The organism is Ruminococcus sp. (assembly GCF_024684275.1).
In genome coordinates this window covers 13,651-39,162 of sequence record NZ_JAIKXF010000091.1, presented here as the reverse complement: position 1 = coordinate 39,162, position 25,512 = coordinate 13,651, and the positions used below count along the sequence as shown (strand labels likewise).

Annotated in this window: 23 protein-coding genes and 1 riboswitch; of the genes, 8 read left to right on the top strand and 15 right to left on the bottom strand. The window is 46.4% G+C overall.

Translation table 11 applies throughout. The features are described from left to right. Positions 1–29 precede the first annotated feature (29 nt). The 4 genes from K5677_RS10095 to K5677_RS10080 all read left to right on the top strand — a co-directional run bounded on the left by K5677_RS10095 (position 30) and on the right by K5677_RS10080 (position 2,065). A complete protein-coding gene (locus K5677_RS10095) occupies positions 30–488 on the top strand; it encodes a leucine-rich repeat domain-containing protein (RefSeq protein ID WP_296727539.1) in 459 nt (152 codons plus the stop codon). 158 nt (positions 489–646) lie between these two features. Next, positions 647–1,135: a sigma-70 family RNA polymerase sigma factor gene (locus K5677_RS10090; protein WP_296727537.1), complete on the top strand. Its 489-nt coding sequence runs from the start codon at positions 647–649 to the stop codon at positions 1,133–1,135. Further along, a complete protein-coding gene (locus K5677_RS10085) occupies positions 1,132–1,788 on the top strand; it encodes a zf-HC2 domain-containing protein (RefSeq protein ID WP_296727535.1) in 657 nt (218 codons plus the stop codon). Before K5677_RS10090 ends, K5677_RS10085 begins: the two co-directional genes overlap by 4 nt. Next, positions 1,781–2,065 carry a hypothetical protein gene (locus K5677_RS10080; protein WP_296727532.1) on the top strand — a complete coding sequence of 95 codons (285 nt, stop codon included), beginning with the start codon at positions 1,781–1,783 and terminating at the stop codon, positions 2,063–2,065. The genes K5677_RS10085 and K5677_RS10080 overlap by 8 nt, the downstream gene beginning before the upstream one ends. Before the next feature lie 34 nt (positions 2,066–2,099). Here K5677_RS10080 and K5677_RS10075 read toward each other — a convergent pair whose 3' ends face one another. The 14 genes from K5677_RS10075 to K5677_RS10010 all read right to left on the bottom strand — a co-directional run bounded on the left by K5677_RS10075 (position 2,100) and on the right by K5677_RS10010 (position 20,042). Next, positions 2,100–2,483 carry a VOC family protein gene (locus K5677_RS10075; RefSeq protein ID WP_296727530.1) on the bottom strand — a complete coding sequence of 128 codons (384 nt, stop codon included), beginning with the start codon at positions 2,481–2,483 and terminating at the stop codon, positions 2,100–2,102. Positions 2,484–2,487: 4 nt separating this feature from the next. After that, positions 2,488–3,057, bottom strand: a complete 570-nt coding sequence (locus tag K5677_RS10070; RefSeq protein ID WP_296727527.1) for an ANTAR domain-containing protein — start codon at positions 3,055–3,057, stop codon at positions 2,488–2,490. Between the two features lie 8 nt (positions 3,058–3,065). Further along, positions 3,066–4,361 carry a glutamine synthetase family protein gene (locus K5677_RS10065; protein WP_296727525.1) on the bottom strand — a complete coding sequence of 432 codons (1,296 nt, stop codon included), beginning with the start codon at positions 4,359–4,361 and terminating at the stop codon, positions 3,066–3,068. A gap of 140 nt (positions 4,362–4,501) precedes the next feature. Beyond that, positions 4,502–5,065, bottom strand: a complete 564-nt coding sequence (locus K5677_RS10060; protein ID WP_294411399.1) for a GNAT family protein — start codon at positions 5,063–5,065, stop codon at positions 4,502–4,504. Between the two features lie 64 nt (positions 5,066–5,129). Then, positions 5,130–6,224 (bottom strand): redox-regulated ATPase YchF, encoded by a 1,095-nt coding sequence (ychF, locus tag K5677_RS10055; RefSeq protein WP_296727521.1) that lies wholly within the window; start codon positions 6,222–6,224, stop codon positions 5,130–5,132. A 332-nt stretch (positions 6,225–6,556) separates the two neighbouring features. Then, entirely contained in the window at positions 6,557–9,295 is a 2,739-nt protein-coding gene (locus tag K5677_RS10050) for a GGDEF domain-containing phosphodiesterase (RefSeq protein WP_296727518.1), read from the bottom strand. A gap of 377 nt (positions 9,296–9,672) precedes the next feature. Next, a complete protein-coding gene (rpoD, locus tag K5677_RS10045; RefSeq protein WP_296727517.1) occupies positions 9,673–10,752 on the bottom strand; it encodes an RNA polymerase sigma factor RpoD in 1,080 nt (359 codons plus the stop codon). A gap of 13 nt (positions 10,753–10,765) precedes the next feature. Continuing rightward, on the bottom strand, positions 10,766–12,502 hold the full coding sequence (gene dnaG / locus K5677_RS10040; RefSeq protein ID WP_296727515.1) for a DNA primase: 1,737 nt from the start codon (positions 12,500–12,502) through the stop codon (positions 10,766–10,768). 8 nt (positions 12,503–12,510) lie between these two features. Beyond that, positions 12,511–13,506: a deoxyguanosinetriphosphate triphosphohydrolase gene (locus tag K5677_RS10035; RefSeq protein ID WP_296727512.1), complete on the bottom strand. Its 996-nt coding sequence runs from the start codon at positions 13,504–13,506 to the stop codon at positions 12,511–12,513. 101 nt (positions 13,507–13,607) lie between these two features. Further along, positions 13,608–14,249: a YigZ family protein gene (locus K5677_RS10030; RefSeq protein ID WP_296727509.1), complete on the bottom strand. Its 642-nt coding sequence runs from the start codon at positions 14,247–14,249 to the stop codon at positions 13,608–13,610. Positions 14,250–14,298: 49 nt separating this feature from the next. Further along, a complete protein-coding gene (rpmE, locus tag K5677_RS10025) occupies positions 14,299–14,502 on the bottom strand; it encodes a 50S ribosomal protein L31 (RefSeq protein ID WP_019678077.1) in 204 nt (67 codons plus the stop codon). A 194-nt stretch (positions 14,503–14,696) separates the two neighbouring features. Beyond that, on the bottom strand, positions 14,697–16,412 hold the full coding sequence (locus K5677_RS10020; protein WP_296727506.1) for a phospho-sugar mutase: 1,716 nt from the start codon (positions 16,410–16,412) through the stop codon (positions 14,697–14,699). Positions 16,413–16,647: 235 nt separating this feature from the next. Continuing rightward, positions 16,648–17,730, bottom strand: a complete 1,083-nt coding sequence (locus K5677_RS10015; RefSeq protein ID WP_296727505.1) for an ATP-dependent 6-phosphofructokinase — start codon at positions 17,728–17,730, stop codon at positions 16,648–16,650. 38 nt (positions 17,731–17,768) lie between these two features. Continuing rightward, on the bottom strand, positions 17,769–20,042 hold the full coding sequence (locus K5677_RS10010) for an EAL domain-containing protein (protein WP_296727502.1): 2,274 nt from the start codon (positions 20,040–20,042) through the stop codon (positions 17,769–17,771). Between the two features lie 243 nt (positions 20,043–20,285). Between K5677_RS10010 and K5677_RS10005 the strand changes: the two genes are divergently transcribed. From K5677_RS10005 to K5677_RS09990, 4 genes are all read left to right on the top strand, one after another. Further along, positions 20,286–20,966, top strand: a complete 681-nt coding sequence (locus K5677_RS10005) for a response regulator transcription factor (RefSeq protein ID WP_296727500.1) — start codon at positions 20,286–20,288, stop codon at positions 20,964–20,966. Beyond that, positions 20,953–22,440 carry a HAMP domain-containing sensor histidine kinase gene (locus K5677_RS10000; RefSeq protein WP_296727498.1) on the top strand — a complete coding sequence of 496 codons (1,488 nt, stop codon included), beginning with the start codon at positions 20,953–20,955 and terminating at the stop codon, positions 22,438–22,440. The genes K5677_RS10005 and K5677_RS10000 overlap by 14 nt, the downstream gene beginning before the upstream one ends. A 424-nt stretch (positions 22,441–22,864) precedes the next feature. After that, a riboswitch (SAM riboswitch) is annotated at positions 22,865–22,968 on the top strand. Between the two features lie 63 nt (positions 22,969–23,031). After that, positions 23,032–24,216, top strand: a complete 1,185-nt coding sequence (metK, locus tag K5677_RS09995; RefSeq protein ID WP_296727496.1) for a methionine adenosyltransferase — start codon at positions 23,032–23,034, stop codon at positions 24,214–24,216. Between the two features lie 138 nt (positions 24,217–24,354). Then, a complete protein-coding gene (locus tag K5677_RS09990) occupies positions 24,355–24,756 on the top strand; it encodes a VOC family protein (protein WP_296727492.1) in 402 nt (133 codons plus the stop codon). A 38-nt stretch (positions 24,757–24,794) separates the two neighbouring features. On the opposite strand, the gene K5677_RS09985 is transcribed toward K5677_RS09990, so the two are convergent. Further along, positions 24,795–25,511, bottom strand: coding sequence for a JAB domain-containing protein (locus K5677_RS09985; RefSeq protein WP_296727489.1), 717 nt, complete (start codon positions 25,509–25,511; stop codon positions 24,795–24,797). Position 25,512 lies beyond the last annotated feature (1 nt).

Genomic DNA, 25,512 nt, shown 5'->3' with positions numbered 1-25,512 from the left:
ATCGATGTGATCGATAAGGAGAAAACTGAATGAATTACAAGATCAGAAGAGGCGTACTCAAAAGGTACAAAGACGAAAAAGGCGTTACCGAGATCTTTATTCCCGATAATGTCGGAATTATCGATGAGGGCGCATTCAGCGGCTGTACTAACCTTGTAAGGATACTTGTACCCGAGACTGTACAGGTCATTTCGGATACAGCGTTCAGCGGCTGTGAAAACCTCAGATCTATCAACCTTCCTGAAAGCACTATCAGGCTTGGTTGGTATGCATTCCGTGGCTGTCATCATCTTACTGATCTCACCATTCCCTCATCTTTGCAGGAGATAGGTCAGCACGCCTTTGCAGGGTGCAGCGATCTTTCATCGGTAAAGGTGATTCACGATGACAGATTATATGAATTCGTGATAAATGGTGAGCTTGACAACAACAAGTGGCAGCAGATAAGACATTCGCTGTACCACGAAAACAAATCAATAGCGGTTTAATTTCAGCCCCCCGCCCGTAATAATGGGCGGGGCGTTTTCTTGCCATAGGTTTGACAATGCTGCAAGCCTATGGTATTTTTTTCGCAGAAAAATTTTTTTAGAAATTTCTGTAACGTTTCTGTACGAACGTAGTCTTATAGTTGAAGGCGGTGAGAAGTTTGGACAAAGTCGAAGAGCTCTATAACGATTATTTCCATGATGTATACCTGTATATACGTTCACTGTCCGCGGACGAACATCTTGCCGAGGACATTACGCAGGAGACTTTTTTCAAGGCGATGAAGTCCGTTGACAGCTTCCGCGGAGACTGTGATATAAGGGTATGGCTGTGTCAGATAGCGAAAAATCTGCTGTTTACACACAGCAAAAAGAGCAAGCGGTTCACGGGAGAGGATATTCCCGAGACCGTTCCTGACAGCGCAGTATCCGTAGAGGACAGGCTTGCCGATACTCAGCAGACTATGGACATACATCGTGTTCTGCATACCCTGAGCGAGCCATATAAGGAAGTCTTTACCCTGAGAGTGTTCGGAGAGCTGAGCTTCCGTCAGATAGGCGAGATATTCGGCAAGACCGAAAGCTGGGCACGAGTGTCCTTCCACCGTGCAAAGCTGAAGATAATAGAAGAACTGGAGGTACAGAAATGAGCAAGAATTGTGATATGATAAAGGACCTGCTGCCCCTGTATGCCGACGATGTGTGCAGCGAGGAGAGCAGAAAAGCAGTCGAGGAGCATATAAAAAATTGTCCCGAGTGTAAAGCGGAGCTCGAAAAGCTCTGTAAGAACGTGACTGTAAGTCCGCAAAAGGACGCAGATGTGCTAAAGCGTATCAAGAAGCGTCTGCGTATCGAAAATGCTGTAGTTGGACTTATAGTGTTTTTGACGGTGCTTGGAACTGCTTTTTCAGTTATAATGTTTTTAGCAAATACGTTAGCTGACATTGATTATGATAGAGCTAAACTTGAAAGCCATATTGCTTTGGAAACTGATGACAATAAAAATCTTTGGCTTTATTACAGTGGAATATCAGTTGACAGAGTTTTTGTTTCGGTTGCAGATAAAAATGGAAAAGTATTTGGTGAAGCAAGTTTTGATAAAGAGAATAAAAACAGTTATGGTGTAACATTCAAGCAGCGCAGGATCAATATATTTACAAGTCCATTAATTTACAAAAGAAATCCGGAGGGAAGAGAGCTGCTTTTTAATTTAAATGAGCATCCCGAATACGATAATGTATTCTACTTTGACAGAGGCGACAATGAGAAGCATATTATATGGGAGCGTGATAAAAATGACTGAGAGAAGATTTAATTTGCCGCTGATACTGCTTGCTGTAGTATCCTTTGGTATAGGCTTTTTCGGGTTTGCTGCGGAAAGTATACTCCTTGCTGTGGGAGTTATTATAGCTTCCATAAAGCTGCGTGAGAAATATCTTATAAAGATACCTGTGGCTATATGTATCATAGCTATCATAGCTTCGGGAGCTTTATTTGCCGTTCTTGTTTGGCAGGAAGTAAAGGGCATAGGCTCGACGGATTATTGGCTCATGCGCCTGATATTCGGAGAAATGAAATAAATAAAAGCGCGGGAGTTCAAATCTCTCGCGCTTTTTATATAGTAAGTTCTATCTGATTTCCTTCAATGCCGATGATGCAGCTTTCATAATAGCCGTCGCCTGTGGTACGCGGACCGCTGAGGACTTTATATCCGTCGGCTTTCAGACGCGCTGTCAGCTCATCGACTTTTTCCTTGCTGCCGAGACTGAATGCGATGTGGATATATCCCGTCCTTGCCACAGCATTTTCGCAGCTTTCAAGGGCTGGACGAGTCATTATCTCAAGTCTCGCACCGTCATCGAAGCTGAGGAAATACGAGCGGAAATCCGTAGTTTTATTATGATAGCCGCTGTTTGATGACGCACCGAGGTACTTCACAAAGAAGTCCCTTGCGGCTTCAAGGTCGCTGACGTACATTGCAATGTGTTCTATCTTCATAATATCATTCATATTGGGCAAGAATACGCTGAGCCACCTCAAGACGAGTCTGGCGGTTGTTCATTGCCTGTTTTTCGATGTATTTGTGAGCCTGTGGTTCGGTGAATTTAAGGTACTTCATAAGAGTAGTTTTAGCGCGGTTGATAGTTCTCATTTCCTCAATACGGCTTAGAATATCTGCGCTTTCCTTTTTGACTCCTGCCATTCGGGCACGAGCGGAAAGCACGAGTCTTATGGTGCGCTGCAATATCTCACGGGTATAAGGTCTGGCAATGACGTTTACTCCGCTGTCAGAGGCTCTGTCGGCTATTTCGTCGGCAATGTCTCCGCCGCATATCAGGATAATACCTGCCGATGTGGTATCAGCGATCATTTCCGCAAGCTCCTGTCCGAATTCATCAGGCAGGGGCGTATTTATTATGACCAGCTCTGGCTCGCTCTCGTTTTTCACAAGTCTCCGCGCTTCACTTCCGCTGACTGCTACAGCTATTCTGCCGCAGCCCTCTATACGCAGCAGCTGCTCGGAAAGCTCTGAGATCTCCTGCCTTGCTGATACTATAAGCGCTCTGTTCATAGGTCACCTCATACGAATTTGAAGTAGGATTCTTCTTCAAATTTATCCTTATCGGAAGCAGCAGCGTAATCACTGATCTGTCTGTCAAGCTGTGCGAAAATGCTGCTTCTGATTTCCGCTGAGAGAGTATGCTTAACGAAATCACTGTCCTTTGCGATAGCGGCGGCTTCCTCAAGAGATGAGGGGAGCTTCTGGAAAATATCGCTTTTCTCACCGCTGTGCATAGCGCTTTCAAAGAGGTCGCAGTTCCCCGAGCGTATACCCTCGATACCGGCGGCAAGAATGAGCTTGAAGGTGATGTACGGGTTACAGCAGGCGTCTGCGGAACGAAGCTCTATCCGCGGAGTAATGCCCACAGGCTTTGGAACTCTTATAAGCTGCGCGCAGTTTTCCGATGACCAGTTGATATACTTAGGTGCATATCCGATGCCAAAGCGCTTATACGAATTGGTAGTGCTGTTGAGAAAAGCGGTTATCTCGCGCATTCTGCCAAGTATGCCCGATATGAAGCATCTGCCCTCAAAGGGCATAGCGTCGATGTCGTTGCCGATGATATTCTCTCCGCCTTTTTTGATGCTTATGGAAATGCTGATAGCGCTGCCATGTTCTTCCGGGAGGGGCTTTGGCATGAACGAAGCGAAAAGACCGTTCTGCGCCGCAATTGATTTGACCACTGTCTTATAGTGTACCATATTGTCGGCAGCGGTAATAGGCTCGCTTTCACGGAACTCTATCTCATTCTGAGCAGGACCGTGCTTGTGACATGAGCTTTTTGGGCTCATTCCCATTTCCTCCAGAGAGAGGCATATCTCACGCCTTGCATTCTCGCACTTGTCAAGGGGAGCAACGTCAAGGTAGCCGCCCTTGTCATGAGGTATCTTAGTAGGCTCGCCGCGCTCGTCAAGCTCAAAGAGATAGAATTCGCACTTTGTACCCATTTCGCAGGAATATCCGTCCAGTCTGAGCTGATTGATGTAGTTTGTGAGCGCTGTACGCATATCGCCCACGTAGTCGCTTCCATCGGTATTTTTCAGAGCGCAGAAGAAACGGACGACCCGTCCCGACTTAGGTCTCCACGGGAGAACGGAGAGAGTTGATATATCGGGCACGAGAAGCAGGTCGGAGCAGCCCTCGGCTATACATGAAGCGTCAAAGGGTATGCCGTATTCAAATGCTCTCGGCAGCTCATTCGGCATTATAGCCACATTTTTGAGATTGCCGAACATATCGCAGAAAGTAAGTCTTATAAATTTAACGTCATTCTCTTCAACGAATTTCAGTATCTCTTTAGGAGAAAAGCTCATTGAAAGACCTCCAGTTTATTATTTAGCTGTTAGAATTAAGAACTAAGAGCTAAGACTATGTAGGGGCGGTATTATCCGCCCGATTTAAAAAAAATAATTGTAATACCGCAAAAAACTTTCCGAGGTATATATGAAAGGCTTTATTTTTTATCCTCATATTCTTCTCTGAGTATGGAGAAGTAGTGTCTGCCCACGTATTCGCCGTTCATAAAGAAATAGTCGCGCAGAGTACCCTCATATGTAAAGCCGCATTTCTCTATAACACGCCTTGAAGGCTTGTTGATAGTCTTTGTGCATATCTGGACCTTGTGCAGATTTATCCTGTCAAAGCCGAAAGCGATAACAGCCTTTGTAGCTTCGGTAGCATATCCTCTGCACTGGAACTCAGCGCCGATACAGTATTCTATCTCGGCGAAATGGTTCTTGCTGTCCACAAGGAAATACGCTATCTGCCCGATGCACTCGCCAGAAGCTTTTTCAATTACAGCCCAGCGATAATAGTCAGGTCTTTCGTATGAGCCGATGTATTTGTCCAGCAGTTCTTTAACTTCCTCTTTTGTAGAATATACAGGCTCTGAATACATGGACTGTATTTTCTCGTCGGCTATCCAGTTCCTCAGCATTGAATCATCGTCTGAGTATTCAAATCTCCTGAGAATGAGCCTGTCTGTTGTAATAGTATCTGTACCGTTATGAGTAAGCATTTTTTTCTCCATTCGATATGATATATAGTGCGGATACTATCCGCACTAAAACTAATAACTCAGATCACACATTGAAGCGGAACAGAACTATATCTCCGTCCTGCATAACGTACTCTTTGCCCTCAAGACGCACAAGTCCCTTTTCCTTAGCGGCAGCCATGCTTCCGCAAGCCATAAGGTCTTCGTAGGAGATGACCTCTGCGCGGATAAAGCCTTTCTCGAAGTCAGTGTGTATCTTACCGGCTGCCTGCGGAGCCTTAGTGCCCTTAGTAATAGTCCATGCACGTACCTCCTGCTTGCCTGCGGTGAGATATGAGATAAGACCGAGGAGAGAATAGCCCTCCTTGATGATACGGTTGAGACCTGATACCTCAAGACCAAGCTCACTGAGGAACATAGCCTTGTCCTCGTCGCCCATGTCGGATATCTCAGCCTCTATCTGTGCACAGATAGGAAGTACAGCAGAGTGCTCCTCAGCTGCAAGAGCGCATACAGCCTTATAGTTTTCGTTGTTTTCGATATTGTTTGTGAAGTCGTCCTCACTGAGGTTGGCCGTATAGATAACAGGCTTAGCAGAGAGCAGGGGAGTTGACTTGATAAGCTCTCTCTCCTCGTCAGTGAAATCGAAGCCTCTTGCGGACTTTCCGTTTTCAAGGTGAGCCTTTAATCTTTCAAGGAACTCAGCCTCTGCAAGGTACTTCTTATCGCCCTTTGCAGCCTTCTTAGCTCTGTCGATACGTCTTTCCACCATTTCGATGTCGGAGAAGATGAGCTCAAGATTGATAGTTTCGATGTCGCGGAGAGGATTTATGCTTCCGTCAACGTGAATGATATTTGGATCCTCAAAGCAGCGTACAACGTGAACGATAGCGTCCACCTCGCGTATATCAGCAAGGAATTTGTTTCCAAGACCTTCGCCCTTTGATGCACCCTTTACAAGACCTGCGATGTCAACGAATTCCAGTGTTGCAGGAGTGAACTTATCAGGCTCATACATCTCTGCAAGCTTGTCCAGTCTCTCATCGGGAACTGATACAATACCTACGTTCTTCTCGATAGTACAGAATGGGTAGTTCGCAGATTCAGCGCCTGCGTTGGTGAGTGCGTTAAAAAGTGTGCTTTTGCCTACATTAGGCAAACCGACCATACCAAGTTTCATATTTGATTCTTACCTTTCTTATCATATGTTTCCCCGCTTTGACTATGATGTTTATACAGGATTTTATATCTGCTCATTGAGAGAACCCCTTTTGAAAAAGGGGCTTCTCTCAAACTCTCTCCCTAAAACTTTCGTTTTGTTTTTTCTCGGATAGGGCGCACCTGCATTTTGCAGGGTTTTTCCATTTATAAAGCGCCCTATCTGAGAAAAAACCAGATAAAAGTCTTTGGAAAGGGGTTCGGGGGAGAACCTTTCTTCAGAAAGGGTTCCCCCGATAAGTGATTATAAGTTCCTGTATTAGCATCATAGCTAAAGGCGGGGAAGATTAAACATTAAGTGCTTGCGTAAGTTATCCTCTTGTTGTTCACAAGGGCGCTTACAGTAGAGTTCTGTATCTGTACATCGCCGCTGCTTGTGCCGATGTCCTTAGGATTTCCTGCGTTGACCGTCATGGAAACCTTAGAGTCGATAATAGTGAGGTTTCCTGCGCCTAAAGCGTCGCCGATGCCTGTTACCTCGTCGCCCTCTGAGTCGATCGTGATCTCCGCATTCTTTATCTTAGTATTAACGCTGCCCTTCATAGCACCGATACAGGAGTGCTTGCCTGAGCGCATTTTCATATTGATAGTACCCTGTTTTATGTATATACTGCCCTCGCCCTCTTCGAGAACGCCGATACCTACTGCCTGAGCACCGGTGCATGACATGGTTATATCAGCGCCCGAGCTTATGGTAGAGATACCCTTGCAGCTTCCGATACCTGTTACCTTGATACCCGATATAGTAATGTCAAGCTTACAGTTCTCGCCGATACTGATATTTGCGTCGCCGTTGAAGCTGCCTATGGCAAGTCCGTTATGGGAGTACATGAATATTTTTATATTTCCTGAGCGCAGGTCGATGTCTGAGTCGTCATCGTTATGACCTCCGCCTATGCACATTGATTCGACGCTGTTTGAGATTATCTCTAAGTTACCGCTGAAATCAACGGTAATATCGCCGTAGCCGTGGTCGTAATCGTTGCCGATGCCGATGCCCTCAGAGGCGTAGCAGTCGATAGTGAGGTCGCCCTTGCCGCCGAGAACGAACTGCGAACCCATAGGCACGTAGATACCAGAGTAGCTCAGCTTATTGCTCCTTACAACATTGAGCTCAAGGCGGGCGTACTCGCCTACAGAGATAGTAGGTTTGCTGTTGCCGCTTATCATATTTACGTTTTTCAGTGTCAGCTCACAGCTGTGATTGTCCATAATGGAAATATTCATCTTCACGGGCTTGTCAGGATCGCCGACGATAGTGAGTTTGCTCTGATAGACGTGGATATCGGTATATTTTTCAAGTGCAAGCTTTAAGAGGTCAAGCTCAGTATCATTCTGTGCTGCGTATATCTTCTTTGCGCCGTCAGGACGTGTTTCAAGATTGGTCTTGATTATCTCGTCCTTGATATCTGCTGAGATACTGTTGAGGAGCAGGGGCTTAGGCTTTGAAGTATAATAGCCCTGTACAAGGTCAACTCCGAGGCGGATAACGGTTTTGAGCTCCTGAACGGTCTCAACGCCCTCGGCAAGTGATTTGAGCTGATTTTCATGGCAGAACTCGATAACAGATGTTACCAGCTGCTGCTTTTTCAGGTCGTTCTGGATATCGCTTATAAGTGAACGGTCTATCTTTATGTAATCAGGGGAATAGTGCAGCAGATTCGATGAATTGGAATAGCCTGTTCCGTAGTCGTCGATAGCAAGGGTAGTGTGCGCAAAGCCGCAGCGCTTCTTTAATGTCTCGATGCTCTCTGCCGTAGCCGCAGATTCCTCGACGATTTCAATAACCGTCTTTTCAAGGAGCTCGCCATAGGTCAGGTACAGCTCGTTGAAGTCCTCATCAGTAAGGAGATTGTTTGAAAGGCAGTTTATAAAGAGCTTGCGGTTTTCGAATACCTGCTGATTATCACTGAGAAGCTTCATAACATTGAAGAAGGTCAGTTTTTCGATAGCATAGAGGTCATTCTGTGCCGCAGCTATTTTTAGTATCTGGTTCGGAGTCATCTTTATATCTCCGACAGTACGCATAAGAGCCTCATAGCCCACGATCTCGCCCTTCTGAGTTTCGACGATAGGCTGGAGATGATAGGTCAGTAGATTCTCCTGCACTATGCGCGAGAAGGTCTGTGCATTGCGGTATGAGTCCTTTTCGTGGACGTAATTTTCCTCAGAGAACCAGTTGATAACCGCACGTTTTGCAGTCTTAGCTTCAAAAAGTGCAAACTCTGAGTAATTCACCAGCATATTGAAGTCAGAAGCTTCCTCAGGGTATGAAGCACAGCCGATAGACAGGCTTATCCTGCTCTTGTCGGATATATCGATTATCTCGCCGAAATCGTCTGTGAGAATACAATTCTGAACAGCCTCGTCCATGCTGTTGAGGATATTGTAAATGCTCATCTTGTCGCTGTCGCGGAAGAAAACGCATATCTCATAGTTTGACTTTGAGCCTATTATGAGAGTATCGCTGGCAAAGCCCTTGAGCGCCTCTGCCACAGATGTTATGCAGCTGTTGGTATTGTCAACAGTGAGGTATGAGCCCAGTTTGTCTATGCCGTTTATATAGATAGTGGCAAGGCAGCCGTGCTGAACATCGGGGAGTATCTGTTTTATCTTCTGTGAGAACGAAGGGAAAGAGGGCAGTCTTGTGATAGGATCGTATTCCACGAAAGCCTTTTTGTCGCTCAGCTCTGTCATCTGGCGCGTAAAGTCCTGAATGAAGCCCAGCCATTCGTCGCTGCTCTCATAGATATTCATTTTTATGAAACGTGTGGTATTTCCGTCAGCAAACTTATAAATATGCTTTTGTCCCTCTACAGGACATTTTGAGATCTTTTCGAGAAGGTTGAAGAATTCAAATTCGTTGATCTTTTCACTCGGGCAGCCGAGCATATGACAGGCTGATGAATCCAGATAAGCAGCCTTGTCCTTTGCAATATATGTAAATGCACCAATATTGCCGACAAACTGCTGGAATACCTGCCAATCATGGCTTAACACGGGCGGAGTCTGGCTAAAATCAAATATACTCATACTCACTCCTTTTTGCTTGCGGATATAGTTTTTCCGCTGCGTGCCTGACTTCTGACGGTGAACAGGCGACCGTGATAACGTACATTTTATACATTTTCATTATACCACATTTATTTGGAAATAGCAATACTCGTACCCAAAACTATAATGTAAATTTTTTGCGGTCAGAAGCCATTGTCAGAACTTAGAGCTAAGAGCTAAGAACTAAGAAAGTTGAGAATTGAGAGTTGAGAGTTGAAAGTTGCGGTGTCGCCTGTTGGCGACAAAAATCTAAATAGTGTGAGCAAAGTGAGCACATTAAATCTCAACTCTAAACTCTCAGCTCTAAACTGAAAAAGCCGCCATTTCTGGCGGCTCGGGAAATACTGACATATGTATCAGTCAAGGAAGTCCTTGACCTTTTTGCTTCTGCTTGGGTGACGGAGCTTTCTCAGCGCCTTTGCCTCTATCTGGCGGATACGTTCACGGGTAACGTCAAAGCGCTGTCCTACCTCCTCAAGGGTGCGTGATTTGCCGTCCTCAAGACCGAAGCGGAGCTTGAGCACCTTAGCCTCACGGTCAGTAAGTGTATTAAGGACCTCATTGAGCTGCTCTTTAAGGAGAGTATGTGAAGCTGCCTCAGCAGGTGCAGGAGCGTCGTCATCAGGGATAAAGTCACCGAGGTGGCTGTCCTCCTCCTCGCCTATAGGGGTTTCAAGGGATACAGGATCCTGAGCCACACGCATTATCTCGCGTACCTTGTCCACCGGCATATTGAGCTTGTCCGCAATCTCTTCGGGGCTTGGATCGTGACCGTTCTCGTGGAGAAGCTGGCTGGATACCTTCTTTACTTTTGTGATAGTCTCCACCATATGAACGGGGATACGGATAGTTCTTGCCTGATCGGCTATAGCACGGGTGATAGCCTGCCTTATCCACCATGTAGCGTATGTTGAGAACTTGAAGCCCTTAGTGTAGTCGAACTTTTCAACAGCCTTGATAAGACCGAGGTTGCCTTCCTGGATAAGGTCGAGGAACTGCATACCTCTGCCGACATACTTCTTTGCGATAGAAACAACGAGTCTCAGGTTAGCCTCGGAAAGTCTCTTCTTAGCATAGGGATCGCCCTTAGCCATTCTCTGGGCAAGCTCGATCTCCTCCTCGGTAGTGAGAAGGGGAACTCTTCCTATCTCCTTGAGGTATATCTTTACAGGATCGTCGATAGCGATACCCTCAGTTGAGAGAGCCATTTCGAGGTCGTCTGTCAGTGTTGAATCCAGACCTATCTTCAGGTCAGCGTCAAGGTTCATATCCTCTACTATCTCGATATTGAGGTTTTCACAGTTGTCATAGAAGGTATTTATCTGGTCAACGTCAAAGTCAAGCTCCTCCAGTGCGTCGGTTATTTCCTTTGTGGTGAGCTTACCGTTAGTTTTGCCCTGTTCCATAAGGGCTTCGATGGTGTTTTTCTTTTCCATATTTTATATCCTCCTACTTGTTTTTAGAGCGGAAAAGCTTCAGCAGCTCATCGTTGCTGAGGTCTCCGTCCGCTTTTGGAATACTGCTTTTCAGTACCTGTGCGCAGTCCGCAACAACGTCACGCGTTACTGCGACTTCGCGTTTTTTAGCTGCTATTCCGCTTATTCTTCCCATTTCCTCTGTAGAAAATTCATCAGAGAGAAGTGACATTGAGAATTTATCGGAATTTTTCATTCGCTCCAGAAGTGCCTTGTAGACCTTTTTATTGAATGCGGTCACGAAGCACTCTGGGGGCACAAGCTTTTCCACGTCCTCATATTCCTGCGGACGCTTCAGCAGGTAGCTGATTATAGTCTCCTCGGCACGGGCTTCCTTTTTGTTTGAGACCGCGTCGGGGTTGATATCATCGCGAATGTACGAGGTCTGAGCCTTTATTGCCCGCCACTCGTTGTTTTTGGCGCTTCTGCTGTTCTTTTGCAGCATAGCGTCGATGTGTGTCTTTAGCACCTGTACCGGAATATCGCACTTCTTGGAGGTACGTGAGATATAGACCTCACGTTCAAGGGGCGATTCTATGCCTGCAAGCACCTTTGATGTCCGTTTGAGAAGCTCCACTCGTCCTATCTCTGTGGTAAGGTCAAGACCGTTCTCGCATTTATCCAGCATGAAATCGTTTGCGTCATTTGAGCTGTCGATGAGCATTCGGAAGCGGTCGCGCCCGAATTTTTTTATGTACTCGTCGGGGTCCTTAGCATCCTCCATGTGGAGTATCTTGGTGCGCAGACCAACGTCCGCGAAGTGGTTTATGGCTTTTTGTGTAGCCTTTTGTCCTGCGCCGTCGCTGTCATAGGCGATCACGACCTCCTCGGCGTAATGACTTATGAGCCGCGCCTGATCGGGTGTGATAGCAGTTCCCAGTGTAGCCACAACGTTCTCAAAGCCTGCCTGATTTACAGCTATGACGTCCATATACCCCTCGCAGAGTATCAGTCTCTTGGCGTTTGAATTCTTTGCAAAGTTCATGGAGAAAAGGTTTGAGCCCTTGTCGAACACTGGTGTTTTTCCCGTGTTAAGGTACTTGGGCTGCGAGTCGTCAAGGACTCGTCCGCCAAAGCCTATTATATTGCCTCTCAGGTCAACTATGGGGAACATCACGCGCTTTCGGAACATATCAAAGGTTCGACCGTTTTTCATGCCCACCAGCCATGCGTCAGCCATTTCGTCGTCGGAATAGCCTTTTGAGTGCAGTACATCGGTCAGCTCGTTCCATGAATCTGAGGCGTAGCCGAGACCGTATTTCTTTATAGTCTGGGGAGTAAGCTTTCGGTTTGCGAAATATTGCAGCCCTGTTTTGTCCTTGCCCTTGAAAAGGTTTGTGTAGTAGAAATTGGCGGCAATGCGGTTCATCTCGTAAATACGTGTCTTGCGCTTTGCATAGCCGCTGTCCTTGCTGCCGTATGCAGGGACTTCCATACCTGCCCTCTGTGCAAGAAGCTTTACAGCCTCGGGAAAGGTCAGGTTCTCTATCTTCATAATGAAGGTGATGACATCGCCGCCTGCGCCGCAGCCGAAGCAGTAGAAGTTCTGGGTGTCGGTGAAAATGGTGCAGGAGGGAGTTTTTTCGGAATGAAAAGGACAGGAGCAGACGTAATTACGTCCTCGCCTTATGACATTGACGTATCCGCCCATAACTGTCTCGATAGGGTTTGCGTTTCGCAGATTATAGAGAAATTCATCGTTCTGAGGCATATTCTCCCTCACTTCCAGAATTTCGGTACGAAAAGCTCGGTATAAAGGTCAACGGCGTACTCGTCGCTCATTCCCGATATGTAGTCGCAGACAGCCCTGTCGGGATCGGAAATTTTGATTATATTGCGGTATTCCTCGGGGAGCTTGTCCGTGTGCTCGATAAAATAAGCATAGAGTTTGCGCACAAGCTGTTCAGCCTTGCCCTCCTCCTGCTTTGCGGAAGGATTTGTGTAGACCTTATCGAACATGAACTTTTTGAGCTCGTCGTGAGCCTTTCGTATATCGGGCGCAAAATCTATATCCACAGCTCCGTGTCCGATAACGGAGGCTATGAGAGTAGTTATTCTCTTGGTTTTTGTATTTCCGAGGGCTATAACACAGCTTCTTGGCAGGTCATTCGGTGAGAGTATGCCGGCGCGGATAGAGTCCTCAATATCGTGGTTTATGTAGGCTATAGTGTCTGCAAGACGGACTATATTGCCCTCTTTTGTATCCGCCACCATGTTTGTATGGCAGAGTATGCCGTTTCTTACGGCATGAGTTAGGTTGAGTCCTTTGCCTTTTTTCTCAAGTGCCTCAACTACACGGACGCTCTGTTCATAATGCTTGAAGCCGTGAGGACATATTTCGTTGAGAGTACGCTCACCGCAGTGTCCGAAAGGGGAGTGCCCTAAATCGTGACCGAGGGCAATAGCCTCTGTAAGGTCTTCGTTGAGACGCATACCGCGGGAAATAGTCCTTGCTATCTGGGATACCTCAAGTGTATGGGTAAGGCGTGTTCTGTAGTGGTCTCCCACAGGGGACAGGAAAACCTGAGTTTTACGCTTTAGTCTGCGGAATGAGTTGCAGTGGAGTATGCGGTCGCGGTCACGCTGGAACTCTGTGCGGTAGGGGCACTTGTCCTCATAGCGCTCGCGCTTTGTGCCGACCTCGTCAATGCTTGCGCAGGCGTATTTGCTGAGCATACCTGCTTCGCTTATCTCAATCTGTTCGCGTACTGTCATACAAATTCCCCCTGACTGCAGAAAAATTGAAGCGGATAAGATTCCGCCGAAAAAGTGCCTACATATACTTATACTAAAACGGGACAAAAAACCCTTTATTTTTATAAGGAAAATTTTTTCACAGAGGAAAAATCTTCAAAAAGCTCGCCCATATCTTCTATTTCAGCAGTTCCGTTCGTCACCTCGGTGAGCTCTTTTTTCAGAGCATCGAGTCTTTCGGAGAGCACAAGTATCTCAAGAGAAACGTCGCTCGCGAAATCTGAATTCACGGTGATAGTTTCGTAATCAGGCAGAAGATAGGAAATTTTGCCGTACATACCGTAGTCTGCGGTTATTTTCAGGCGGTGACAAAGGCACATATCCATGATATGAGCCGAGTCGCAGGCAAGTGAAGCAGCATGGGAATAAGCTCTTACAAGACCGCCGCCGCCAAGAAGTATTCCGCCGAAGTAACGGGTGATTACCACGCAGACATCGGTGAGACCTCGCTTTTTCAGTACGTCAAGTACAGGGACTCCAGCGGTGCCCTGAGGCTCTCCGTCATCGGAATAACGGGAAATATTGTCCTCACGGAGAATATAGGCGTAAACGTTGTGCTTAGCCTTGCGGTGCTCGGCTTTTATGGAATTAATAAAGGCTACCGCCTCGTCGTTGGTCTTAACAGGGGAGATATAGCCGATGAACTCCGAGCGCTTTTCTATGAACGAAGCCGTGGCATTTTCGGAAATTGTCAGATAGTTCATAATACTTACCTATGTACGAAAAGCCCCGTCAGTGACGGGGCTTGTGGGATTACTTGTCCATATTGAAACGCTTCTTGAATCTGTCAACACGTCCGCCTGTATCAACAAGCTTCTGCTTACCAGTATAGAAAGGATGGCACTTTGAGCAGATTTCAACCTTGATGTTTTCCTTTGTAGACATAGTCTCGATCACATTGCCGCAGTGGCAGGTAATTGTGGTCTTCTTAAACTCAGGATGGATTCCCTCTTTCACGATTTTCACCTCTTTACATTAATTTGTAGATCGTGCAGCCCATCATTTCCCTTAGACAGTAGTGCCGAATATACATTACAGTAATAAATTATATCACACTGTGCCGTGTGTGTCAAGGGTATGGAGATATTTTTTTATAATTTAACTTATAAGTCTGCTGTACAGCAAAAGGCGGACTTTCGTCCGCCATTGTATTATTTCATGCTCTGTGTGAAATCAGCATATATCTTCTTCTCGATAGCCTCGGCTTCTGCCTTTGTAGGTGCCTTTGCTGTGATATATGTTTTTATCTTTGGCTCTGTGCCTGAAGGACGAACTATAGCCTTGCAGCCGTTCTCAAGATAGAATGCAAGAACGTTTGACTTAGGAAGTGTGAGCTCCTTGACCTCGCCAGTAGCGATATTCTTGGAGACGCTTGCCTTGTAGTCCTCAAAGCGCTCTACCTTTAAACCGCCGATAGCTGTGGGATGGTTATTGCGGAGACCTGTCATTATTTCTTCCATGTGCTTCATGCCGCTCTCACCCTCAAACTCGAAGCTGTAGAGAGTCTGGAGGAACATACCGTACTTCTTGTACATATTATCTCTTGCCTGCATAAGAGTAATGCCCTGTGTGCGGTAGTATGCAGCCATTTCGCAGATAAGCATCGAAGCGTCGACTGCGTCCTTGTCTCTTACATAGCCGCCGGAGAGATAGCCGTAGCTCTCCTCAAAACCGAATACATAGCGGTTCTCCTCACCCTTAGCTTCAAGGAAGCCTATCTGTTCGCCGATGAACTTGAAGCCTGTGAGGACGTCTATTACCTCTACACCGTACTCTTTAGCGATGAGGTTTACGATATCTGTAGTAACGATAGTTTTTACTGTTACCGGATTCTCAGGCATTGTGCCCTTCTTTATGCGCTGTGAGCAGATATACTCCAGAAGCATAGCTCCGACCTCGTTGCCCGAGAAGAGAGCGTATCCGCCCTTGCCGTCGGGAACTGCGATACCAACACGGTCACAGTCAGGATCGGTAGCAAGGAGAAGATCGGGCTTGACCTTGTCGCAGTAGCTGAGACCTACCTGTAATGCCTCGCGTATCTCAGGGTTTGGATACGGGCAGGTAGTGAAGTTGCCGTCGGGCTCCTCCTGTTCCTTAACTACTGTAACGTCAGTGATGCCGATACGTTTTAATATCTCGCGGACAGGCTTGTTTCCTGTGCCGTTGAGAGGAGTGTATACGACCTTGAGTCCGCTTGAAGCGCAGAGTTCGGTGTTTATGCCCTCTGCAAGGACTCTCTGGTAGAATTCCTCGATAATGCTGTCGTCTATATAAGAAATGTTGCCTGCGGCTAACTCTTTATCAAAATCTGAGTGCTTAACGCCGCTGAACATATCAAGAGAATTGATCTTTTCAAGGATTATCTCAGCGCCTCTGAGAGTGATCTGACAGCCGTCCTCGCCGTATACCTTATATCCGTTGTACTTGGCAGGGTTGTGGCTGGCAGTTACCATGATACCGCCCTGGCATTTAAGTGCGCGTACTGCCCATGAAAGGCAAGGTGTAGGCATCAGCTGCTTATAGATATGTACCTTTATGCCGTTTGCTGCAAGGACCTCTGCGGCAGCCTTTGAGAACACGTCGCTCTTGATACGGCTGTCATAGGAGATAGCGACACTTGGGTTTTTGTACTCCTGGTTGAGATAGTCTGCAAAGCCCTGTGTAGCGCGTCTTACAGTATATATATTCATTCGATTGGTTCCTGCGCCGATAACGCCTCTCAGACCGCCCGTGCCGAATTCGAGATCACGGTAGAATCTGTCGTTGATTGCCTCGCTGTCGCCCTTTATCCCCTCGAGCTCAGCCTTTAAGTCGGGATCTTCCTTTGCGTTTTCACACCAAAGGCTATAAAGTTCCATTTCTGACATTATAATACCTCCTGAACAGATATATGATTATTATAGCACATAATAACAGCTTTGGGAATAGCTTTTTTCAAAAAATACCATATTTTTTTGATTTAATCAGTTCATAAACTCGGTTGTATGGCTAAAAATCAAGGTTTTGCAGTATTATATCAAATTTAAATATTAGTATTTTTAATTGTATATAATACTACTTGTATACGCGAAAATGGCAGCCCGAATGAGCTGCCAAAGTGTCTTAATCACCGAAAGATACGCCGATATCGCGGGCTGCGATGACCAGATGATTCTCTGTATCGACGAATTTTGTCTTTCCTGCAATGTCATCAAGTTTATTTGAGGTTATCTTGTTGCCTATTTTAGCAACTGTTCTGCCATAGCGCTCCTTAGCTATGAGATATGCTGCGTGAACTCCGAACTGTGTGGATAGTACGCGGTCATAGGCGCTTGGCGCTCCGCCTCTGAGCATATGGCCCGGAACGCATACACGCGCCTCAAGACCTGTATTATGCTGTATCTGGGCTGCAATACGGTTTGTGGCTGTGAGTATTCCTGCCTCTGCACGTTTTTTTGCACGTTCCTTCTTTTTCATCTGAGCCTCGTTGATATCGAAAGCACCCTCTGCAACAGCGACGATAGAGAAGGTCTTGCCGCTGGCACTTCTTGCCATTACAGCGTCGCATATCTTGTCGATATCGTATGGTATCTCAGGGATTATGATGACGTCGGCACCTCCTGCGATACCTGCATTAAGTGTGAGCCAGCCAGCCTTATTTCCCATTATCTCACAGAGAAGTACACGGGAGTGGCTCGCAGCTGTTGTATGGAGCCTGTCAAGAACATCTGTAGCGATGTCAACTGCGGTATGGAAGCCGAAGGTAACATCTGTGCCGTAGATGTCATTGTCAATAGTCTTTGGCAGACCGATAACGTTGAGCCCCTCATCCGAAAGGAGCTTGGAGGTCTTATGAGTGCCGTTGCCGCCCAGTGTGAGCAGGCAGTCAAGCTTCTGCTTCTTATAGGTCTCCTTCATATTCTTGACCTTGTCAATGTTGTCCTCGCCGATGACCTGCATCATCTTGAAGGGCTGACGCTTTGTACCGAAGATAGTTCCGCCCTGTGTGAGTATTCCCGAGAAGGAAGAAGGGGACATCTCCTTGCAGAGATTGTTGATAAGTCCGTAATAGCCGTTGGAAATGCCGACTATCTCAACATTTTCCTCACCGAAGCGCTCGTAGCAAGCCTTTGCTACGCCGCGGATAGTTGCATTGAGTCCGGGGCAGTCACCGCCGCTTGTGAGGATTCCGATACGTCTTTTCATAATTATGACCTCCGTGATAACGTGATAATTCTAAAGCGCTATCTTTTTGTGTCGATTTCGCGCCTTACGTTCTGTTCAAACAGCTCCTGTATCTTTTCAGGGGGCATAGGCTTTCCGTATAGGTAGCCCTGTCCGTAGTCACAGCCTGCCGAGCGCAGGATGCTCTGCTGACCGTTGTTTTCGATTCCCTCTGCTATAGTCTCTATCTTCTTGGATTTTGCGATACGTATTACCGCTGCGACTATTTCAAATGAGATATTGTCGTGTTCGATGTCGATTATGAACGAGCGGTCGAGCTTCAGCAGAGTGATGGGCAGTATCTGGAGATACCTCAGTGAAGAATAGCCTGTGCCGAAGTCGTCCATTGCAAGCTTTACGCCGAGCTCGCGGAGACGGTTCATCTGATCTATGGCAAAGTCGATATCCTTGAGTGCAAGAGACTCGGTGAGCTCTACCTCAAGCCACTGAGGCGGCAGAGCCGAGCGGGCAAGAGCTTCGTAGACCTTGTCTTTGAGGTCGGTCTGATAGAAGTCTGATGATGTGAAGTTTATGGACATAACGATAGGCGGATAGCCCATTTTCTGCCACAGCTTGTTCTGGCGGCAGCCCTCGTTAAGCACAAATTCGCTTATCTTTCCGATAAGGTGAGAGCTCTCGGCAATAGGCACGAAGGCGTCCGGAGGGATTATAGTGCCGTCGGGCTTTATCCAGCGGATAAGAGCCTCTACGCCCATTATCCTGCCTGTATTGAGGTCTACCTTAGGCTGGTAGTAGAGCTGGAGCTCATTGTTCTCGATAGCAAGTGCAAGAGCCTTTTCAAGCTCTGTATCGCCGATAATAGAGTCGTGCATACTTGGCACATAGCCGCAGATGCTGCTCTGTGTACCGTCGTTGGATTTAAGAGCGAATTCGGCGTGTTCCATGACCTCAAGGAAGGATCTGCCGTCCTCGGGCATTTTGGAGAAGCCTGCCGAGCAGGTAAGGCTTATGGAAGCAAACTCGTCAACAGCAAGCTTTGCGAACTCTTCCTGTATGGATTTTACGGTTCTGTAGGGCATTTCGTTATCGCCGTAATCTCTCAGCAGAAGTGCGAAGTTATCGCCGCTTATTCTGGCAACAAGACCGCCCGGGGTGACGAATTTATAGAGTATATGAGCAAAGTTTTTAAGGATATAGTTGCCGTTTGAGTAGCCGCAGGTATCGTTTATGATGTGGAAACGGTCAATATCCAGTACGATTATCCAGAAGGAATAATCAAGTACCTTGCAGGAATCGTATATTTCCTGTCCTGTTACAACGAGCTTGTTCCGGTTTGCTATCTCTGTCACTTCATCCATATACGCAAGGCGCTCGATGAGGATATCCTTTTCATGCTCCTCGGTGACGTCGATAACAGCTCCGCCGAACAGCGGCAGGCTGTTGCCTGTGCCCGTTATGGACTTGAAGCGGTGTGAGAACCAGCGGTAGTTGCCATCGGCGCTTCTCAGCCTTATCTCGATATTTTTGATGTCAGAGATGTCGCGGCTTCTGACTGCACCGTCAAACTGTATCCTGTCATTTGGGTGTATCAGAGCGCGGTATTCGTTGATGTTGACGGTTCCGCTCTTTAGTCCGAGCATATTTACCATTTCGGGTGAGACTCTGAACACCTTTTTGTCGGTGCTCATAACAAGACCTATCTCTGCAAGCTCCATAGCCGAGTGGAAGAAATCATTGGCGTTTGCAAGGTTCACACGCATTTTCTTCAGCTCGGTGAGGTTGAAGCCTGTGCTGAGGTATACTGCACGTTTTTTGTACTTCTTGACCTGTGAGGTGCTCCATGCGATAGATACGAAGGCACCGCTGGGGTTTCGGAATGTGGATTCGTAGGAATTGCTTCCCACTATCTTGTTAAGAGCAGTGGGATCGGGAGTATTTATGCCGAAGGCTGTCCATACGCCCTCCTTTTTGTCTGAGTAATCCGCAGTTATGCCCAGAAGGTCACGGAGCTTTTTATTTATGTAGACATATTCAAAGTCGTCCGACCAGATTATCATCTCGGTATTGAGGTTTTCGGTTATCTTGATTATGTCCTTTTCGTCAACAGAGGTCTTTTTATTCTTATATATCCAACCCGAAATTGCAAGTATTAGAGTAGCGCATACCATTGTGCATACGTATATGATAAGCGCCATTCTGGCATTTTCGGGAACATTTATGCAGTAGCCTATCACGATAGCGCTTGCAGCAACAATGACAAGAGCGGCTGCAAGGGAATTGAAGCTTCTTGTGAGCGTTCTGCTTCTGGGGTTCTGCTTAGCTTTGTTATTCATAGGCACCGCCTCCCTTCATTTACAATTATCCAAATACATTATAGCAAAAATTACTGAAAATGTCAATTGTAAATTTACAGACTCTAACAAATTTGATAAAATTGACGGAAAAACTCATTAAAATTTCACTTTATATACACTTTTATCGGATATAATGTTATAATATAAACGTAAGACAGCGAAAAGCTGTTCGTTGTATGTTTTAGACAGAATAGTTAAATTCAAATACACGGAGGGAAAAACATGGCACATATATTAATTGTTGATGACGAAATAAATATAAGAAAGGTCGTGCGTGAATATGCCGAATTCGAGGGCTATGAGGTAACAGAAGCAGAAAACGGCATGGAGGCTGTCAATCTCTGCCATGACAACGACTATGACCTTATCATTATGGACGTTATGATGCCGAGACTTGACGGCTATTCAGCCTGCAAGGAGATACATAAAACAAAGAATATCCCTGTTATAATGCTTTCTGCAAGAGGCGAGGAGTACGACAAGCTCTTTGGCTTTGAGATAGGCATTGACGATTATGTGGTCAAGCCCTTCTCTCCGAAGGAGCTTATGGCAAGGGTAAAGGTCGTTCTGAAGAGAAATACTGCCGTCAAGGAAGAAGAGGTTGTTCCCGATAAGTTTGAATTTGAGGGACTTGAGGTGGACATTGCAGGACGTGAGGTCTATGTAAACGGCAAGAAGGCTTCCATGACACCTAAGGAGTATGACCTGCTCTTTTATCTTGTCAAAAACAAGAATATCGCTCTTTCAAGGGACAGGCTCCTTGAGGAGGTATGGGGCTATGATTTCTTCGGTGATGACAGAACTGTTGATACGCATATAAAAATGCTGCGCAACAGCCTCGGAGAGTACCGTAAATATATAGTTACGCTGAGAGGAATGGGGTATAAATTTGAAGCCGATTAAGCAGTTCAGGCGCGTTGGCAGCAGGATACCTCTCCGTTTTACCATATGGCTGTATTTTGTGCTGTTTACCGTTGCGGTATTTGCCCTTATCTGGGTATTTCAGATATTCTTCTTTGAGAAATTCTACGAAAAGATGAGGATACAGTCAACAGCGTCAAGCATGAATGCTATAGCTGAGGTCTATAACAGTGCTGACAGAAAAAACCGCTATGAGTCAGCTCTTGAGATACTGTCAGATGATGAAGAGAAGGAACAGCTCTATACTGTTGTTTCTGATGTGGGCGATGATGAGGACCTGTGCATAGAGGTCCTTGATCAGTACGGACGCGAAATAATCAAAAAGCACGTTATGGGCGAATGTCTCATACATGACAGGGACATCAACGGAAAATGGGTGCTGGACAGCATAGACAGCGGCAACGGTGTCGTAAGGTGGAAGAAAAAGCACCCGAGAAGCGGCAACTATATGCTGATATACGGGTGTGCCCTCGGCGATCCTAAGGCTCCTGACGGGTATCTGCTCATTAATGCGGCTCTCGTACCTGTGGGAGCTACTGTAAAGATAATCAAGAGTCAGCTGATGACTATTACTGTCATATTGATAATACTTGCTTTTGTTATATCCCTCTATCTTTCAAAGAGGATATCTGCGCCTATCGACAGGATAACAAAGTCTGCGGAGATACTGGCTAAGGGTGATTTCAATACAAAATTCGACGGAAGGGGATACCTCGAAGCAAAAAAGCTGGCGGATACCCTTACCTACGCGGAAAAGGAGCTCTCAAAGGTGGATACCATGCAGAGAGACCTTATTGCAAATGTATCTCACGACCTGCGTACTCCGCTGACAATGCTCAAAGCCTACGCAGAGATGATACGTGATCTCTCGGGAGATAATCCCGTCAAGCGTAATGAGCACCTTGAAATCATCATCAGCGAGACCGACAGACTGGCGCTGCTCGTAAACGATATGCTTGATCTTTCAAAGCTGGAAAGCGGCAAGCAGAAGTTGAATCCTTCGGAATTCGGCATAAGAGCAAAGCTGACCGAGATTATGGATCGTTTCAAGGGGCTTTCTGAGAAAACCGGCTATCAGATACACTTTACTCCCGATGAAGAGCGTATGGTGTGCTGCGACGTTGTGAAGATCGAGCAGGTAATATACAATCTTATAAACAATGCAATAAACTATACAGGCGAGGACAAGCAGGTATTTGTCCGTCAGATAAATCAGACCGACGGCGTTCTTGTCGAGGTGGAGGATACAGGTGACGGTATCGAGGAGGACAAGATAAAGCTCATCTTCGATAAGTACTACCGCTCTGAAAATCACAAGCGAGAGGTTGTGGGCACAGGTCTTGGACTATCTATCGTCAAGGCTGTGCTGAAAATGCATAACTATGACTACGGCGTCCGCAGTACCCTCGGAAAGGGCTCTACATTCTGGTTCAAGATAAGTGATATAAAGAAATGAACAGGGTTCTTTTGAGCCTGTAAAGAGTTTCACTTAGACAGAATATGTAATAACTGGGATTAATTCAGCGATGTTTTTGTACGTCTGGTATAAATCGGGCAGCTTCAAGAAATATGCGTTGTTTATTATGCATAATTTTATAAAAATGTTGTTGATATTTTTCTTCACGGCATATTTGCCAATTTCACAAAAAGTACATAATAGTATGCTATAATATATTTGCTGAGGGAGAATATCCCGAAGCTGATTTTCATGGTAGTTTAATGTTTACCCCAACATTAAATTATTAAATCCCCAATAATCCCTATATCATGGCAGATGAGCTTCCTTAAAAGGAGGCTCATTTGTTTTGCGGAAAAAAATTGTTGCATTTGGGAAATAACCTATTGACAAATTTCCGACAATAGTGTATAATACATTCGAAACCTTATCAAGAGCGGCGGAGGTACAGGACCTGTGAAGCCGCAGCAACCCGAACGTAATGAGTCGAAGGTGCTAATTCCTGCGGTTTTATCCGAAAGATGAGGACATTGGTGAACTGTGGCTTCTCTTCGGATCGAGAAGTCTTTTTATATTTCAGGAGGTTTTTTTATGAGTAAATGCTTTTTCACATCTGAATCAGTTACTGAGGGACATCCCGATAAGATCTGCGATCAGATCTCTGACGCTGTTCTTGATGCGATCCTTGAACAGGATAAGCTGGGCAGAGTTGCCTGCGAGACCTGCGTTACAACAGGTATGGTGCTCTGTATGGGTGAGATAACTACCTCAGCTGATATAGATATCCCTAAGATAGCTCGTCAGGTCATTATCGACATCGGCTATGACAGAGCTAAATATGGCTTCGACGGTCATACCTGCTCTATCCTTACTTCTATCGACGAGCAGTCTCCCGACATTGCTATGGGAGTTAATGAGGCTTTCGAGTACAGAGAGGAGAACGGCAAGTCAGACGGACTTTCAAACGGCGCAGGCGATCAGGGTATCATGTTCGGCTTTGCCTGCAATGAGACTCCTGAGCTTATGCCGCTTCCAATCTCACTGGCTCACAAGCTTGCTCTAAAGCTTACAGAGGTCCGCAAGGACGGCACTCTCCGTTATCTCCGTCCCGACGGAAAGTCACAGGTAACAGTTGAGTACGATAACGGAAAGCCTGTAAGAGTTGATGCAGTTGTTGTATCTTCACAGCATTCTGCTGATGTTTCTCTCAAGCAGCTCCGCAAGGACATTGAGGAATACGTTATCAAGGCTGTTATCCCTGCTGAACTTATGGACGAGAATACAAAGTTCTTCATCAACCCAACAGGACGTTTCGTTGTAGGCGGTCCTCAGGGCGACAGCGGTCTCACAGGACGCAAGATCATCGTTGATACATACGGCGGATATTCACGTCACGGCGGCGGAGCCTTCAGCGGCAAGGACCCGACAAAGGTTGACAGAAGCGCTGCATATGCTTCACGTTATATCGCTAAGAACATCGTTGCAGCAGGTCTTGCTGACAAGTGTGAGGTCCAGCTCTCATACGCTATCGGCGTTGCTAAGCCGATCTCTATCCTTGTTGATACATTCGGCACAGGCAAGGTTGACGAGGATAAGCTCTCAGAAGCTGTTTCAAAGGTATTCGACCTTCGTCCTACAGCTATCATCGAAATGCTCGACCTCAGGAAGCCACAGTACAGACAGCTCGCTGCTTACGGTCATATGGGACGTGAGGAGCTCGGCGTTGCATGGGAAAAGACTGACAGAGTTGACGCTCTCAAGGCTGCTCTCAAGTAATAAGATATAAATATTGCCCGAAGTCGGTTATCTGACTTCGGGCTTTTTGCTTGTTGTTGACTTTTATATTTTGCTGTGCTATAATTCCCATGTATCGGGAGAATTTATTTCCGAAAAATTGAAATAACGGAGGTTATTATGAGATTAGACGGTTTTGGACTATTTGTTGAGGACATGGGCAAAATGATAAGGTTTTACAGAGATGTTCTTGGTTTTGAGATAAAAGAGGACGAGAATACCTCCAATGTTTTCCTTATCAAGGACGGTACTCTGTTTCTGCTCTACGGGCGCAGTGACTTTGAGAAGATGACCAGCCGAAAGTATGAATATATCAAGGGTTTGAACGGTCACTCGGAAATTGCGCTCTATGTCGATACCTTTGAGGATGTCGACAGGGAGTATGAAAGAGTCATCGGAATGGGGGCAGAGTTGGTATTGGAGCCCGCCACCGAGCCGTGGGGACAGCGTACCTGCTATATCGCCGATCCCGAGGGGAATCTTATTGAGATAGGTTCCTTCAATAAGCCATTTGAGCGCTGAAATCTCATCTGCCGCCTGTCTCGTACAGGCGGCTTTTGTCATTTACCGCACTTATAGCCCTTTACGCCGTCAGGCTTCATTTCGGTAAGAATTCCGCTGCCGCGTATGGAAAAGCCTTCCTCTGCGCCGATGATTATGTGATCGGCAAGGACTGCTCCCAACGCGGAAAGAGCTTTTATTACGTTGCGTGTAAACAGCATATCGCTGTCAGAGGGCTTAGCTTCACCGTGCGGATGATTGTGCGCAATGAAGAATATGTCACAGTCGCTCTTTATGGCAAATTCTGCGATATCCCGGTATGATGACGAAACTCGGGAGGCTGTGCCAAATGCAAGCAGCTTAGTTGAGCATATGCGGAAACGGCTGCTGACGGCTGTTATTATCAGCTTTTCGCCTACTGCTCCGATAAAATGGCTTGAAAAGTAATCGATTGCTGATTTAGAGCTGCTGAGAGTCTTGATGGTAAAGCGCTCTGAATACAGAGAACGGCTGATACATGGGATAAGCCGCAGCAGTACAGCGGTCTGCTCGTTGATACGCTTATCCTTCATCAGCAGGGCAGTATCGGCGTCGGCAAGGGCGTTCACACTGCCGTATTCGCCGAGTAGCTCAGCAGTCAGCACAGCAGGCTCATCGACCTGTGCATAGGTCAGAAGAAGTTCGAGCCTTTCGTGCTCTGTAAGTCCGTCAAATCCGATTTTATGATATTTTTCCAGAAGCTGCTCCCTGCGCAGCTTTTTATTTTTGTCAGCCATG